This is a genomic window from Gemmatimonadaceae bacterium, from assembly GCA_019752115.1.
In the GTDB taxonomy this organism is placed as follows: domain Bacteria; phylum Gemmatimonadota; class Gemmatimonadetes; order Gemmatimonadales; family Gemmatimonadaceae; genus Gemmatimonas.
Genome location: JAIEMN010000022.1, coordinates 37,094 through 50,440 on the forward strand (window position 1 = coordinate 37,094; position 13,347 = coordinate 50,440).

12 protein-coding genes are annotated in these 13,347 nt (G+C 68.5%); 11 read left to right on the forward strand and 1 reads right to left on the reverse strand.

Going from position 1 to position 13,347, the window contains the following annotated elements; genetic code table 11:
- Window positions 1-28 precede the first annotated feature (28 nt).
- Window positions 29-199 (forward strand): hypothetical protein, encoded by a 171-nt coding sequence (locus K2R93_11065; GenBank protein ID MBY0490371.1) that lies wholly within the window; start codon window positions 29-31, stop codon window positions 197-199.
- 102 nt (window positions 200-301) lie between these two features.
- Entirely contained in the window at window positions 302-1,021 is a 720-nt protein-coding gene (locus tag K2R93_11070; protein MBY0490372.1) for a VIT1/CCC1 transporter family protein, read from the forward strand.
- On the opposite strand, the gene K2R93_11075 is transcribed toward K2R93_11070, so the two are convergent.
- Window positions 1,014-2,912: an APC family permease gene (locus tag K2R93_11075; GenBank protein MBY0490373.1), complete on the reverse strand. Its 1,899-nt coding sequence runs from the start codon at window positions 2,910-2,912 to the stop codon at window positions 1,014-1,016. The genes K2R93_11070 and K2R93_11075 overlap by 8 nt on opposite strands.
- 156 nt (window positions 2,913-3,068) lie before the next feature.
- On the opposite strand from K2R93_11075, the gene K2R93_11080 reads away from it, so the two are divergent.
- The 9 genes from K2R93_11080 to K2R93_11120 all read left to right on the forward strand — a co-directional run bounded on the left by K2R93_11080 (window position 3,069) and on the right by K2R93_11120 (window position 13,271).
- Window positions 3,069-3,764, forward strand: coding sequence for a response regulator (locus K2R93_11080; protein MBY0490374.1), 696 nt, complete (start codon window positions 3,069-3,071; stop codon window positions 3,762-3,764).
- Window positions 3,765-3,768: 4 nt separating this feature from the next.
- On the forward strand, window positions 3,769-5,247 hold the full coding sequence (locus K2R93_11085; protein ID MBY0490375.1) for a DUF4118 domain-containing protein: 1,479 nt from the start codon (window positions 3,769-3,771) through the stop codon (window positions 5,245-5,247).
- A 212-nt stretch (window positions 5,248-5,459) separates the two neighbouring features.
- Entirely contained in the window at window positions 5,460-5,549 is a 90-nt protein-coding gene (locus K2R93_11090; protein MBY0490376.1) for a potassium-transporting ATPase subunit F, read from the forward strand.
- 1 nt (window position 5,550) lies between these two features.
- On the forward strand, window positions 5,551-7,278 hold the full coding sequence (gene kdpA / locus K2R93_11095; protein MBY0490377.1) for a potassium-transporting ATPase subunit KdpA: 1,728 nt from the start codon (window positions 5,551-5,553) through the stop codon (window positions 7,276-7,278).
- On the forward strand, window positions 7,275-9,335 hold the full coding sequence (kdpB, locus tag K2R93_11100; protein ID MBY0490378.1) for a potassium-transporting ATPase subunit KdpB: 2,061 nt from the start codon (window positions 7,275-7,277) through the stop codon (window positions 9,333-9,335). Before kdpA ends, kdpB begins: the two co-directional genes overlap by 4 nt.
- Before the next feature lie 2 nt (window positions 9,336-9,337).
- Complete coding sequence (kdpC, locus tag K2R93_11105; GenBank protein MBY0490379.1) at window positions 9,338-9,937, forward strand: potassium-transporting ATPase subunit KdpC; 600 nt, start codon at window positions 9,338-9,340, stop codon at window positions 9,935-9,937.
- Window positions 9,934-11,034: a porin gene (locus K2R93_11110; GenBank protein MBY0490380.1), complete on the forward strand. Its 1,101-nt coding sequence runs from the start codon at window positions 9,934-9,936 to the stop codon at window positions 11,032-11,034. The genes kdpC and K2R93_11110 overlap by 4 nt, the downstream gene beginning before the upstream one ends.
- A 6-nt stretch (window positions 11,035-11,040) precedes the next feature.
- The gene (locus K2R93_11115) at window positions 11,041-12,240 is read left to right on the forward strand and encodes a universal stress protein (protein ID MBY0490381.1); all 1,200 of its coding nucleotides are present in this window, start codon (window positions 11,041-11,043) and stop codon (window positions 12,238-12,240) included.
- The gene (locus K2R93_11120; GenBank protein ID MBY0490382.1) at window positions 12,237-13,271 is read left to right on the forward strand and encodes a hypothetical protein; all 1,035 of its coding nucleotides are present in this window, start codon (window positions 12,237-12,239) and stop codon (window positions 13,269-13,271) included. Before K2R93_11115 ends, K2R93_11120 begins: the two co-directional genes overlap by 4 nt.
- Window positions 13,272-13,347: the final 76 nt, after the last annotated feature.

Here is a 13,347-nt window from a genome sequence, read left to right on the forward strand (position 1 = left end):
GCACACTAGGAGAGCCGGCGCGCCGATCGTGCTCGGCGCACTCAGTGGCGTGATCTCGTGCGAGTGGCTCTGGCCGACCAGCAACTTCTGCGGCGCAGTGCCACTGCTGCTGGCACTGCCGCTCGCCATCGTCGGCGGCCTCGCCGGCTACCTGTACAGCCGGCGGCCCGCCGATCGCGCCGACGCCAGCTCGCCGTGACGGCACGGCCGTCGCCTCGGGCGGTTCGCTGCAGCGCGGCCCCCATTCCCTGCTACGGCGAACCCTGACGGCGAGGGCGCCCGCCGCGCCCTAGCTTGGGGCATGTCACACATCCCCATGCCCAGTGCGCCCCCCGGGGCCCACGTCGAAGAACACTCGCAGGCCTCCGAAGTCGTCCGCGATGCCGTCATCGGCATGTCCGACGGCCTGACGGTACCGTTTGCCCTGGCCGCGGGTCTCAGCGGCGCGGTGACGGCCTCGACGCTCGTCGTCACGGCGGGGATCGCCGAGATCGTGGCCGGATCGATCGCGATGGGGTTGGGCGGCTATCTCGCCGCGCGCAGCGAGGCCGAGCATTACGCGAGCGAGTTACGCCGCGAACAGCGCGAGATCGTGGAGCGTCATGCCGATGAAATCGCCGAAGTGCGCGAGATCTTCGAAACGTATGGTCTCGAACCCGAGGACAGCGCGCGCCTGGCGGACGCTCTGAGCAAACGTCCGGAGGCGTGGGTGGATTTCATGATGCGCTTCGAACTCGGGCTCGAGGCGCCCGATCCCAGGCGGGCACGCACCAGTGCGCTGACCATTGCCGCGGCGTACATCGTGGGCGGGTTCGTGCCGCTGGCTCCCTACATGCTGGTCCCGACGGCCAGCGCGGCGCTGATCCCGTCGGTGGGTGTGACGCTCGCGGCGCTGGCGGTCTTCGGGTACGTGAAGGGGCGCTTCACCGGCGCACCGGCGGTGCGCAGTGCCATCCAGACGGTCGTGATCGGTGGATTGGCCGCGGGCGCGGCGTTCGGCATTGCTCGGGTGATCAGCTGAGCGCCGCGGGCGCGCCCACCAGCTCAGCACTGGTCGGGCGGCCCACGCGGAATGGGACGTTGGTCACCACGACGTTCGGCGTGAAGAGCAGCGCCGTGCGAATGTAGAGCGCCGTTTTGTTGTGCAGCAGATGCTCCCACCAGTGCCGGGGGAGGATCTCCGGCACCACCACGGTGATCAGATCCGTCGTGCCGCTGGTGCGCAGGTCGTCCACATAGGCCGTGAACGGCTTGAGCACCGAGCGATACGGCGACGGCAGGACGACGAGCTCGACGCCGATATCCCACGCCTCCCAGTCGCGACGCATACGCTCGGTGGCCGCCGGATCGACCTCGATATAGACCGCCCGCACATCTTTGGAAATGGCGGTCGCGTACACCAGCGCCGCATCCGTGGCCTTGGTGATCGCGTTGGTGGGCACCAGCACGGTGTGATGCAGAAAGAGCATCGGCGACTGCCCGCCGAACGCGACGTCTTTGGCGAAGTGCTCGTAGTGGCGATGAATGCGCGCCAGCAGCCACATGATGGCCGGAATGATCAGCACTACGACCCAGGCGCCGTGCACGAACTTTGTCACCACCTGGATCACGGCGACGAGTGCCGTGGCCACCGCGCCCAGGCCGTTCAGGATCGCGCGCCAGCTCCACCCCTCTGAGCGCGCTACGAACCAGTGGCGCACCATTCCCGCCTGCGACAGGCTGAAGCAGACAAACACCCCAATCGCATACAGCGGGATGAGCGCGCTCGTGTCGCCGGCAAAGAGCGTGACCAGCACGGCGGCGAGCACCGCCAGCACGATGATACCATTTGAGAAGGCGAGTCGGTCGCCGCGCGCGGCGAACTGTCGCGGCATGTAGCCATCGGTCGCCAGAATGCTCGCCAGCCGCGGAAAGTCGGCAAAGGCGGTGTTGGCGGCCAGCACCAGTACGGCGAAGGTGGCGTACTGCAGGGCGAAGTACAGCGCTCCGCTGCCGAAGATGTGGCGCGCCAGCTGCGACAGCACGGTTTCGGTGGGCGACGGCATCACGCCGTACTGCTTCGCCAACAGACTGGTGCCGATGAAGAACGTCGCCAGAATCGCCGCCATCCACCCGAGGGTGATGGCCGCATTCCGGGAACTCGGCGCCTTGAAGGCGCCGACACCGTTGGAGATCGCTTCGGTGCCGGTCATGGCCACGCACCCTTCGGCAAAACCCCGCAGCATCAGAAACACGAGCGCAAAGCCGACCGGACCGCCAGCCGCATGCTGCGCCGACGCGGGGTCCACGCGCACCGCCAGCGTGGGAGCCTGCCCGTGCCCCTGCCACGCCAGCCACCCGCCGGTGCCGATCATCAGCAGCATCAGGACGATGAACACATACGTGGGCAAGCTGAACGCCATGCCGCTTTCGCGCACGCCGCGCAGGTTGACCAGCATGAGCAACGCGATCGCGGCGTTGCACAGGAGCACGGTATGCGGCGCGAGCTGGGGATACGCGGAGTTGATCGCGGCGACGCCGCTCGAGATCGACACCGATACGGTGAGGATGTAGTCGGTCAGGAGCGCCGCCGCGGCGACGAGCCCGGGACCCGTGCCCAGGTTGTCCTTCGCGACGGTATAGGAGCCGCCACCGCCGGGATAGGCAAAGATCGTCTGCCGGTACGAGACGGCCACCAGCACCAGGAGCCCCACGATCACTGCCGAGATGGGCACCACGTGGTCGAGCGCGGCCGTGCCCAGCACCGCGAGGACCAGCAAGATCTGCTCGGTCGCGTAGGCCACCGACGAGATGGCGTCAGAACTCAGCACCGCGAGCGCGGTGGTCTTGCTCAGGCGCTCGTGGTCCAGCCGGTCGGAGGCGAGCGGTTTGCCGAAGAGCACCGTCTTCAGCTGGCGAACGGAGACGGCCATGAATGCGAGTCGGGGACGGACGGGACGATCGATATCGAAAGATTCGTCCCGCGCTCCCGAGCCGGCGCCTCGGACGCACAAAGATTCCACAAAATTCCCCAGTTCTGTTCCATCGCGCGGCCGGCCCAACCGCAGACGGCGCAGTATCCTTCACGCATGTCCGGCGCGACCATCCTGGTCATCGATGACGAAACCCCCATTCGCTCCATTGTCCGGGCGGCCGTGGAGTCCGACGGCGGCCGCGTGCTGGAGGCGGCGAACGCCCGGACGGGGCTGGAGCTGGCCCAGCGCGAGCGACCGGCGCTGATCGTGCTCGACCTCGGCCTCCCGGATCAGGACGGCCTGAGCGTGTGCCGGGCCCTCCGGAAATGGAGCGCCGCGCCGCTCCTCATTCTCTCGGCGCGGCACGCCGAAGCCGAGAAGGCGCAGTTGCTCGACGCTGGCGCCGACGACTACCTCACGAAGCCCTTCTCCACCCTCGAGCTGCAGGCCCGCCTGCGCGCGCTGCTCCGTCGCGCGCGCATGGCGCCGGTGCCCGGTGGCGACGCCCCACTCGTGGCGGGCGATCTGGTCATCGATCTCGCGCAGCGCGTCGTGAAGCGTGGCCAGGAGGCCATTCACCTCACCAAGACCGAGTGGGAACTGCTCAAGGCGCTGGTGTCGCACGCTGGTCGCCCGATGACCCATCAGCAGCTCTTCGATGCGGTCTGGGGGCGCGGCTACGGCGATGCGCAGCAGTATCTGCGCGTCTATATCGGGCACCTGCGGCGCAAGCTCGAGCCGGACCCGCTGCGCCCGGTGCTCATTCTGACCGAAGGCGGCGTCGGCTACCGCTTTGCCGGGCCCGGGTGACCTGATGCGTGGGCGGGCCTGGATCGGGGGCGCGCTGGCGCTGGCGCTCGTCACCGCGCTGCTCTACAGCGTGCGTGAGGCGCTCGACAAGGCACACGTCGCGCTCATGTTCCTGCTGGTGGTGCTGGGCGGGAGCGCGGCCGGCGGCCGCACGGTGGGAATTGTGCTTGCGCTGGCGAGCTTCTTTCTCTTCGACGTGCTCTTCTTGCCGCCATACAACACGGTGGTGGTCTCCGATCCGCTCGATTGGCTGGTGCTGGTGGCGTATCTGGTCACCAGCGTTGTCGCGGCGCAGTTGCTGGCGCGCGCGCAACGCGAGGCGGCGCGGGCGCAACAGCGGGCCGCGGAGGTCGATCGACTCGCCGCGCTCGGCGCCGATACGCTCAGCGCGCCACGTGCGGAAGATGCCCTGTCGGCCATTGCCCGCGTCATTCGCGAAACGCTGGGTGTGTCGGTGTGCGAGGTACTCCCGCAGCCGGTCGCCGCGCACGAGGCACTGGTGCAGTGGGTGGCGCAGGAGGGACGCGCAGCGTGGCGTCTGGACGATGGCACCACGCGTACCGCCCGCGAGGGCGCCCTCGGGCTCGACATCGATGCGCCGGCGGCGCCGCGCATTCGGGAGGCGCTCTATCCGCTGCGCGTGCGCGATGCCGTCGTGGGGGTGCTGCGCCTCGCCGATGTCCGCGGGGTGGCGCTCGATCCCACCCGCCAGCGCTATCTCGATGCCCTCGCCCACTACGCCGCGCTGGGTGTGGAGCGACTGCGCCTCGCCGGCGAAGCCGAGCACGCCGCGGCGCTGCGCGAGGCCGATCGAATCAAGGACGCGCTCCTCGCCGCCGTCTCGCACGACCTCCGGACGCCGCTCACCACCATTCGCGGCCTCGCCCACGATATCGCGACCGACGGCGACGAACGCGGCGTGGTGATCGAAGACGAATCGATGCGGCTCAACACGCTCGTGTCCGATCTGCTCGACCTCTCGCGGCTGAATGCGGGCGGGGTGCCCCTCGATGTCGCCCTCAACACGGCCGATGACCTGATGGGCGCCGCCCTGCAGCGCGTGAGCGGACAACTGGGCGGTCGCGACCTGCGCGCCAGCATCGACCCGGCCGACCCGCTGCTCGTGGGCCGCTTCGATCTGGGGCACTCGCTGCGCATCGTGGGGAACCTGCTCGAGAATGCGCTCAAGTACGCCCCGGCCGACGCCCCCATCGATTTCACGGTGCGACGCGATGGCGCCTGGCTGGCGTTCGAAGTGGCGGACCGCGGGCCCGGCGTCTCGGCGGCCGAGCGCGATCGGATCTTTCAGCCCTTCTATCGCGCCCCCGATGCGCCGGCTGACGTAACGGGCGTGGGGCTGGGCCTCGCGATTGCCCGCGGGCTGGCCGAAGCACAGGGGGGATCGCTCACGGTGCACGAGCGCCCCGGTGGCGGCAGCGTGTTCTGCCTGCGCGTCCCGTCGGCCGATCTGCCGGTGAGCTGATCGCGCTCTTTACGCGATCTTTGTGCGGACGGCCGCCGCTGTTTGTGCGGTCTTTACGACCGGGCTGGCACGCTTCACGTGTCCTTTCACCGTGAAGGCGTCATGTCCGAGTTGTGGTACCTGTTGCTGGTGGCGCTCCTCTTTGCGCTGCTCTTCGCCTATATAGGCGCCTGCGCCGCCCTCGGGGCGCGCGCAGACGACCGGGAGGCGCCGTGAGCCTCTCCGATTCGATCGGGCTCGCCTGCGCCGTGCTGGTGCTGGGCTATCTGACGTACACGCTGCTGCGACCGGAGCGCTTCTGACATGAGCGCCAACGGATGGTTGCAGATTGCCCTCTTTGCCGCGGCGGTGCTGGTCGTGACCAAGCCGATGGGGCTCTACCTCACGGCCGTGTTCACCGGGCGCCTGCGCGCTCTGGCCTTTGTGGAGCGGCCGCTCTATCGCGTGGCCGGCATTGATGAGGCGCACGACCAGCACTGGACGCAGTACGCCGCCAGCCTGCTGTGCTTCTCGCTGCTGGCGGTGGTCGTGACGTACGCCGGACTGCGGCTGCAGGCGTGGCTGCCGCTCAATCCCGCGGCGCTGCCGGCCGTACCCGACCGACAGGCGTTCGAAACGGCCGTGTCGTTCGTGACCAATACGAACTGGCAGAGCTATGCCGGAGAAGGCACGATGTCGACCTTCTCGCAGATGACGTGGCTCACCGTGCAGAACTTCGTCTCGGCCGCCGTGGGGCTGGCGGTAGCGGTGGCGTTGACGCGCGGCGTGGCGCGTCGTGCGTCGGCGAAGGGGCGCGTGGGCAACTTCTGGGTCGATGTCACTCGCGCCACGCTCTACCTGCTGGTGCCGCTCTCGCTGCTGTTCGCGCTCCTCTTCGTGCACCAGGGCGTGCCCCAGACCTTCGGTGGCCCGGTCGCCGTCTCGACGCTCGAGGGCCCCACGCAAACCCTTGCGATCGGTCCCGTCGCCAGCCAGGAAGCGATCAAGCAGATCGGTACGAATGGCGGCGGCTACTTCAACGCCAACGCGGCACACCCCTTCGAGAACCCCACGCCGTGGAGCAACTGGCTCTCGATGTTTGCCATCTTCCTGATCCCCGCCGGCACGGTGTGGATGTTCGGCGAGATGGTGGGCAGTCGGCGCCACGGCTGGGCCATCTGGAGCGCGATGTTCGCCCTCTTTCTCGCGGGAACGGCCGTGACGTATTGGGCGGAGGCGCGCGGCACGCCAGCCCACGCGCAGCGCGGCGTGGATGTCGCCGGGGTGCTCCCCGGGCATAGCGGCGGCAACATGGAAGGCAAGGAAGTGCGCTTCGGCATCGCGAACTCCGCGCTGTACGCGGTGGTGACCACCGACGCGTCCTGCGGGGCCGTGAACGCCATGCACGATTCGTTCACCGCGCTGGGTGGCCTCGTGCCCCTCGTGAACATGCAGTTGGGTGAGCTGATCTTCGGCGGTGTCGGCGCTGGGCTCTACGGCATGCTCATCATGGTCGTGCTCACGGTGTTCATCGCCGGTCTCATGGTCGGACGGACACCAGAGTATCTCGGCAAGCGCATCCAGCAGCGCGAGATCCAGATGGCGATGCTCTATATCCTCGCCTTCCCGGCCATCGTGCTGGTACTCGCCGCGCTCTCACTGGTGCTCCCGAGCGGGCTCGCCGGGCTCAACAACCGCGGGCCGCATGGGCTGTCGGAGGTGCTCTATGCCTTCACCTCCACCGCAGCCAACAATGGCAGCGCATTCGCCGGCCTCACCGGTGCCACGACGTACTACAACACGCTCTTCGGCGTCGCGATGCTGCTCGGTCGCTTTGCGCTCATCGTCCCGGTGCTAGCGCTGGCCGGCTTTCTCGCCGAGCGCTCACCGGCACCGGCCACCAGCGGCACGTTCCCGGTCACCGGACCGATCTTCGTCGTGCTGCTGCTGGGCGTCATTCTCATCGTGGGCGCCCTCACCTTCTTTCCCGCACTCGCACTCGGCCCCGTTGTCGAGCATTTCCTGGCGCTGAGTGGGAGGGTCATCGCATGAGCGTCGCCGCCCGTCCACTCTTTGATGGACCGATCGTGCGTCGCGCCTTGGGCGAATCGGTCCGCAAGCTCGACCCGCGCCACCTGGTGCGCAACCCGGTCATGTTCGTGGTGCTACTCGGCAGTGTGCTTACCACGTGCGTACTGATCGCGGATCTCATACAGCGCGCTGGCGCGGTGCTGTTCACCGCGCAGCTCGCCGCCTGGCTGTGGTTCACGGTGCTCTTCGCGAACTTTGCCGAGGCCATGGCCGAGGGGCGCGGCAAAGCGCAGGCCGACACGCTGCGCGCCTCGCGCGCTGATACGCAGGCCAAGAAGCTCGACGCGACCCGCGCGCCATACTCCATTCGCGAGTTTGAGCTGATCGGGGCCCCACAGCTTCGCCGTGGCGATCTCGTGGTCTGCTTTCCGGGCGACGTCATCCCCAGCGATGGCGAAGTCATTGAAGGCGTGGCCTCGGTGGACGAATCGGCGATCACCGGCGAGAGCGCGCCGGTCATCCGCGAGAGCGGCGGTGATCGCTCGGCCGTAACCGGCGGCACGAAGGTGCTGAGCGACTACCTTGTCATTCGCATCAGCGCCGATCCGGGCGAGACGTTCATTGATCGCATGATCGCGCTGGTCGAAGGCGCCGCGCGCCAGAAGACCCCGAATGAGATCGCGCTGACGATCCTGCTCTCCGGGCTCACGATCGTCTTCCTGCTGGCAGTGGTCACGTTGCAGCCGTTCGCGCTGTACAGCGGGACGCGCCTGTCGGTGCCGGTGCTGGTCGCCCTGCTGGTGTGTCTCATCCCGACCACGATTGGCGGCCTGCTGTCGGCGATCGGCATTGCCGGCATGGATCGCCTTATCCAGCAGAATGTCATCGCGATGAGCGGGCGCGCCGTGGAGGCTGCCGGCGATGTGAATACGCTGTTGCTGGACAAGACCGGGACCATCACCCTCGGCAACCGACAGGCGTGGCAGTTTCTGCCCCTGCCAACGGTATCGGAGCGGGAGTTGGCCGAGCGCGCGCAGTTGGCCAGCCTGGCCGATGAGACACCCGAGGGGCGCAGCATCGTCGTGCTCGCCAAGGAGCGATTCGGCATTCGCGGACAGGAAGTGGCCGCGTCGGAGTTCGTGCCGTTCTCGGCCGCCACCCGCATGAGCGGCGTGAATGCGGAAGGGGTGGTGCTGCGCAAAGGTGCCGGCGACGCCGTGGCCCGCTGGCTGGTGGAGCACGGCGCGATCGTGCCCCCCGAGCTCGAGCAACTCGTGCAGCGCGTGGCGCGCGAAGGGGGGACACCGCTCGTGGTCGGGGAGATCGTGGAGGCGCGCGCGCGCGCGCTCGGCGTCGTCTACCTCAAGGACGTCGTGAAGGGCGGCATGCGCGAACGGTTCGATCGCCTGCGGGCGATGGGGATTCGCACGGTGATGATCACCGGCGACAACCCGCTGACCGCCGCCGCCATCGCCGCCGAAGCCGGTGTGGACGACTTTCTGGCCGAGGCGAAGCCGGAAGACAAGATGGCGCTCATCCGGCGGGAACAGAGCGGCGGGCGGCTCGTCGCCATGACGGGAGATGGCACCAACGACGCGCCGGCGCTGGCGCAGGCCGACGTGGGCGTGGCGATGAACACCGGCACGCAGGCGGCCAAAGAAGCCGGGAACATGATCGATCTCGACTCCAACCCGACCAAGCTCATCGAGATCGTGGAGATCGGCAAACAGCTGCTCATGACCCGTGGAGCGCTGACGACCTTCTCGATCGCCAATGATGTCGCGAAGTACTTCGCGATCATCCCGGCCATGTTCCTCGCGGCGTTCCCGGCACTCGCCGCGCTCAACATCATGCGGCTCCACTCGCCGGAGAGCGCGATTTTGTCGAGTGTGATCTTCAACGCGCTGGTGATCGTGGCGCTCATCCCGCTGGCGTTGCGCGGGGTGACCTATCGCCCGGCGGCCGCCGGCGTCGTCCTCCGCCGCAACCTCGTGATCTATGGGCTGGGCGGACTGATCGTGCCCTTCGTCGGCATCAAGTTGCTCGACGTGGCCCTCGTGGCCCTTCACCTCGTCTGATCATGTCCCTCTCACTTCGCCTCAACCCTCACCTGCGCCCGGCGCTGGTCCTCACGCTGGTGCTCACCGTGCTTACTGGCCTGCTCTACCCGGGGCTCGTGACGCTCCTCGCGCAGACCCTCTTCCCGGCGCAGGCCAACGGATCGCTCGTGGTGCGCAACGGCCGTCGCGTGGGCAGTGCCCTCATCGGGCAGGCGTTCCGTGGCGCCGGGTACCTGCATCCGCGTCCGTCGGCGGCCGGCGGCGGGTACGACGCCTCCGCGTCCAGCGGCAGCAACAAGGGGCCGACCGACAGCACGCTGGCCGCGCAGATCGCGGCGCGGGTGGACAGCGCGGTCGCCGACGGCGCGACGCGAGGCCGAGTCCCGGCCGATCTCGTGACCGCGTCGGCGTCGGGGCTCGACCCCGACCTCTCGCCGGCCAGCGCCCAGCTGCAGGCGGCGCGCGTGGCGACCGCCCGCCGCGTACCATTGGAAACCGTGAAAGCCCTGATCACGGCGCATATCACTCCGCGGCAGTTCGGCGTGCTCGGTGAGCCTCGCGTGAACGTGCTCGCGGTCAACCTGGCTCTCGACAGCGCGTTTGGCGTGGGACGTCCATGATCGCCCTCTGGCTCTGCATTCTCACCAGTGTCGCCGACACCACCCGCACGCTGGCCCGCGACACGGTTCCGGCCGATACCGCCGTCTCGGTGAAGGTCAGCGGCTTTGTTGATGGCTACGTCGCGTGGGATACGCACCGGCCGCGTTCCCTCGACCGCGCCTTCACCACGGCGGCGGCGCGTCACAGCGAGTTCAACATCAACCTCGCCTACCTCGATGCCACGCTGAGCGGCCCGCGGGTACGCGGCCGATTCGCCGCCCAGTTCGGGACGTCGGTGCAGGCGAACTACGCCGCCGAACCGCGCGTCGGGAACAACAGTGGCCCCGACGTGAGCCGGTTCATCCAGGAAGCCTACGTGGGCTATCAGCTCCACCCCACCGTGTGGGTCGATGCCGGCGTCTTCTTCGCGCCCTTTGGGGCGGAGAACTGGATCAGCCGCGGCAATCCGGTCTACACGCGGTCGCTGATCGCCGACAACTGCCCCTACTACGAAAGCGGGGTGCGGCTGACCTGGCAGGCGCGCCCGTCACTGCAACTGCAGGGGCATGTCATCAACGGGTGGCAGAACATCAGCGAAACGAATCAGAGCAAGGCGGTCGCCTTCCGCGCCGATTGGACGCCCCACGCTCGCGTGACCCTCACCTACGACACCTTCCTGGGCAACGAACAGCCCGACTCGCTGCCCGGGCGGCTCCGGCAGTTTCACGAAGGGATCGTCAAGGTCACGATCGATCCCCGTACCTCGCTCGCGGCGACCTTCGACTATGGCCGGCAACCCCGCTCGGTGGGTACCGGCGCCGATGCCTGGCGCGGCTACGCCGTACTCCTCCGCCGAGAGCTGAGCAGCCGGGTCGGACTCGGTGCACGTGTCGAGGGGTACAGCGATCCAGCGCAGGTCATCGTGAACACCGGCGGCCCGGCCGGGATCCGCTTGACCGGTGGTTCCGCGAATGTCGATGTGCGGCTGCACGCACGCGCCGTCTGGCGGACGGAGTGGCGACAGCTCAGCGCCCGTGATCCCGTGTTTCCCAGTGGCGTGAGCGCGCGCGTGCGGACCAACGCCGTTGGCGTCAGCAGCCTGGCGCTGACCTTCTGACTCGCGATGTCGGCGCCGAAGCCCCGTCCTGACCTCGGGCACGAGCGTGAACTGCTCGCGCTCGTGCCGAGACCCGCCCGTGGGCGGCTCAAGGTGTATGTCGGGTCCGCGGCCGGCGTCGGGAAGACCTTCCGCATGCTGCAGGAGGGCCATGATCTGCGGCGCCGCGGCGTGGACGTGGTCATCGCCGCCATCGAAACGCACGGACGCCGCGACACGGCCGCGCAGCTGGGCGATCTGGAGCAGGTGCCACTGCGCGCCATCACCTATCGCGGCGTCACCTTGCACGAGCTCGATCTCGAAGGCGTGATCGCGCGACGCCCGCAGGTCGCCCTCGTGGATGAGCTGGCGCACTCGAACGTGCCCGGTGTCACGAACACCAAGCGATGGGAGGATGTCCTCGCCCTGCTCGACGCCGGCGTGAGTGTGATCAGCGCCGTGAACGTGCAGCACGTGGAGTCGCTGAGTCGCGTGGTCGAGCAGACACTCGGGGTGTCGGTGCGCGAGACCGTGCCCGACTGGATGCTCGCGCGCGCGGATCAGGTCGTGAGCATCGACCTGCCGGCCGACGAGTTGCGCCAGCGCCTCATCGACGGCAAGGTCTACGCCCCGGAAAAGGTCCCCACCGCCCTCGAACATTTCTTCACCGAAGAGAACCTCACGACGCTGCGCGAGCTGGCGCTGCGCGAAGTCGCCAGCTCGGTGGATCGCGAGCGTGAAGAGATCGTACGCCGGGAAACGGGACGTCCGGCCCACGCCACGCGCGCGGCCGACCGCATCATGGTGGCGATGGCCAGCCATCCCACCAAGACGGCGGCGCTCTTGCGCAAAGCCAGTCGCATCGCCGGGCGACTGAATACGGACTGGTACTGCGTCTACGTGCAGACCGCCGCCGAACGCGCGGACCGCATCAATGCCACACGCCAGCGCCAGCTGGTGGACAATATCCAGCTCGCCGAACGCATGGGGGCGGAGTTCGTGAAGCTGAGCGGCGAGGACATCGCCGAGGCACTCGCACGCTTTGCGCGCGAGAAAGGGGTCTCCCTGCTGCTGGTGGGGCAGAGCCGTCGCCGCTGGTGGCACCGATGGCGGCGCGGATCGGTGGTCGATGCACTGACCCGCAACACCTTCGGGCTCGACGTCCTCGTGGTGACGGAATCGCTGGACACCACCGGTGCGGGAGCGCGCGAGGATGCCCCGACATGAAGGTCGCCACGCGGCTCAACCTGGCCATCCTGCCGGCGATTGTGGGGTTGGCGGTGCTGGCTGCCCTCGCCTACTGGGGGGACCGAGGGCGACAGGCCCCCGAAGTGGTGGTGGCGCTCGCCCTGGTCGCCACCATCGGCTCGGCGGCGCTCTCGTGGCGATCGACCCGCTTTGTGTCCACGCGCGTCGGCGCGCTCGCGGCGGAGTTCCGCGCGCTGGGGCTCAACGTGGTGCTGCGCGATGCCGCCGACGAGTTCGAAGAGCTCGCGCGCGTCCGGGAGTCGGTGCGCATGCTGGCGAGCGATCAGGCGCGGCTCCGCGATACCGCGGCCGCTGCGGTGCGGCAGGCGGATGCCGATCGCCGGCGACATGATGCCGTGCTCGAGCAGGTGGCGACCACGGTGGCCACCCGACTCGAAGAGGCGCGGCTCGCGCTGCACATCCTGCAAACCAGTCCGTTCGGTGATCTGAACGAGAATCAAGAGGAGTTGGTGAGTGCGGCGCGCACGGCGGCGGATGACGCCGACCGGGCGTTGCGGCGCTTCGCGCGACTGGTGAGCATGCCCGCACGACGTCGCGCGGCGACGCGTGAGTCGGTGCCCGTGCGCGCGCTGCTCGATCCGGTGCTCGCCATGCTGCGCGGTTCCACCAGTGACGACGGCATCTCGCTCGTGCTGGAGCTGCCGGACACGTTGCCCCCGGTGCTGGTCGATCGGCTGGCGGCCCAGGAGGCGCTGAGCCTGGTGTTCACCGAGCTCGCCGCCGGATTGCAACCTGCTGGGGAATGGCGCATCGAGGCGGTTGAGTCGGCCGATGGAGTTACGATCACGGTGGTGCCGGGTCTGCCGGCGCAGGCCGACCACACGCTACAGCTGCTCCTCGCACGCGCCCTGCTGGAGTCACAATCCGGCGCGCTGCACTGCACGGACCAGTCGCTCACCATTCACCTGCCGGTGCCCCCCGATCGGATCTGGCGCGCGACGGCCCCCTCCGCCGACGCGCCTGAAAAGCCGAGCTCGTTTCAGCGCTGAGAAAGCCGCGCGGCCAGTAGTCCGCCCCAAGAAGCCGTCGATCACACGGCTGAAACGCGCTATCGTTCCGGGCGTA

What these genes read in the sequence shown, in the direction of transcription:
- K2R93_11070 (MBY0490372.1), top strand. Translation starts at nt 302, where the DNA reads ATGTCACACATCCCCATGCCCAGTGCGCCCCCCGGGGCCCACGTCGAA.
- K2R93_11075 (MBY0490373.1), bottom strand. Translation starts at nt 2,912, where the DNA reads ATGGCCGTCTCCGTTCGCCAGCTGAAGACGGTGCTCTTCGGCAAACCG.
- K2R93_11080 (MBY0490374.1), top strand. Translation starts at nt 3,069, where the DNA reads ATGTCCGGCGCGACCATCCTGGTCATCGATGACGAAACCCCCATTCGC.
- K2R93_11085 (MBY0490375.1), top strand. Translation starts at nt 3,769, where the DNA reads ATGCGTGGGCGGGCCTGGATCGGGGGCGCGCTGGCGCTGGCGCTCGTC.
- kdpA (MBY0490377.1), top strand. Translation starts at nt 5,551, where the DNA reads ATGAGCGCCAACGGATGGTTGCAGATTGCCCTCTTTGCCGCGGCGGTG.
- kdpB (MBY0490378.1), top strand. Translation starts at nt 7,275, where the DNA reads ATGAGCGTCGCCGCCCGTCCACTCTTTGATGGACCGATCGTGCGTCGC.
- kdpC (MBY0490379.1), top strand. Translation starts at nt 9,338, where the DNA reads ATGTCCCTCTCACTTCGCCTCAACCCTCACCTGCGCCCGGCGCTGGTC.
- K2R93_11110 (MBY0490380.1), top strand. Translation starts at nt 9,934, where the DNA reads ATGATCGCCCTCTGGCTCTGCATTCTCACCAGTGTCGCCGACACCACC.
- K2R93_11115 (MBY0490381.1), top strand. Translation starts at nt 11,041, where the DNA reads ATGTCGGCGCCGAAGCCCCGTCCTGACCTCGGGCACGAGCGTGAACTG.
- K2R93_11120 (MBY0490382.1), top strand. Translation starts at nt 12,237, where the DNA reads ATGAAGGTCGCCACGCGGCTCAACCTGGCCATCCTGCCGGCGATTGTG.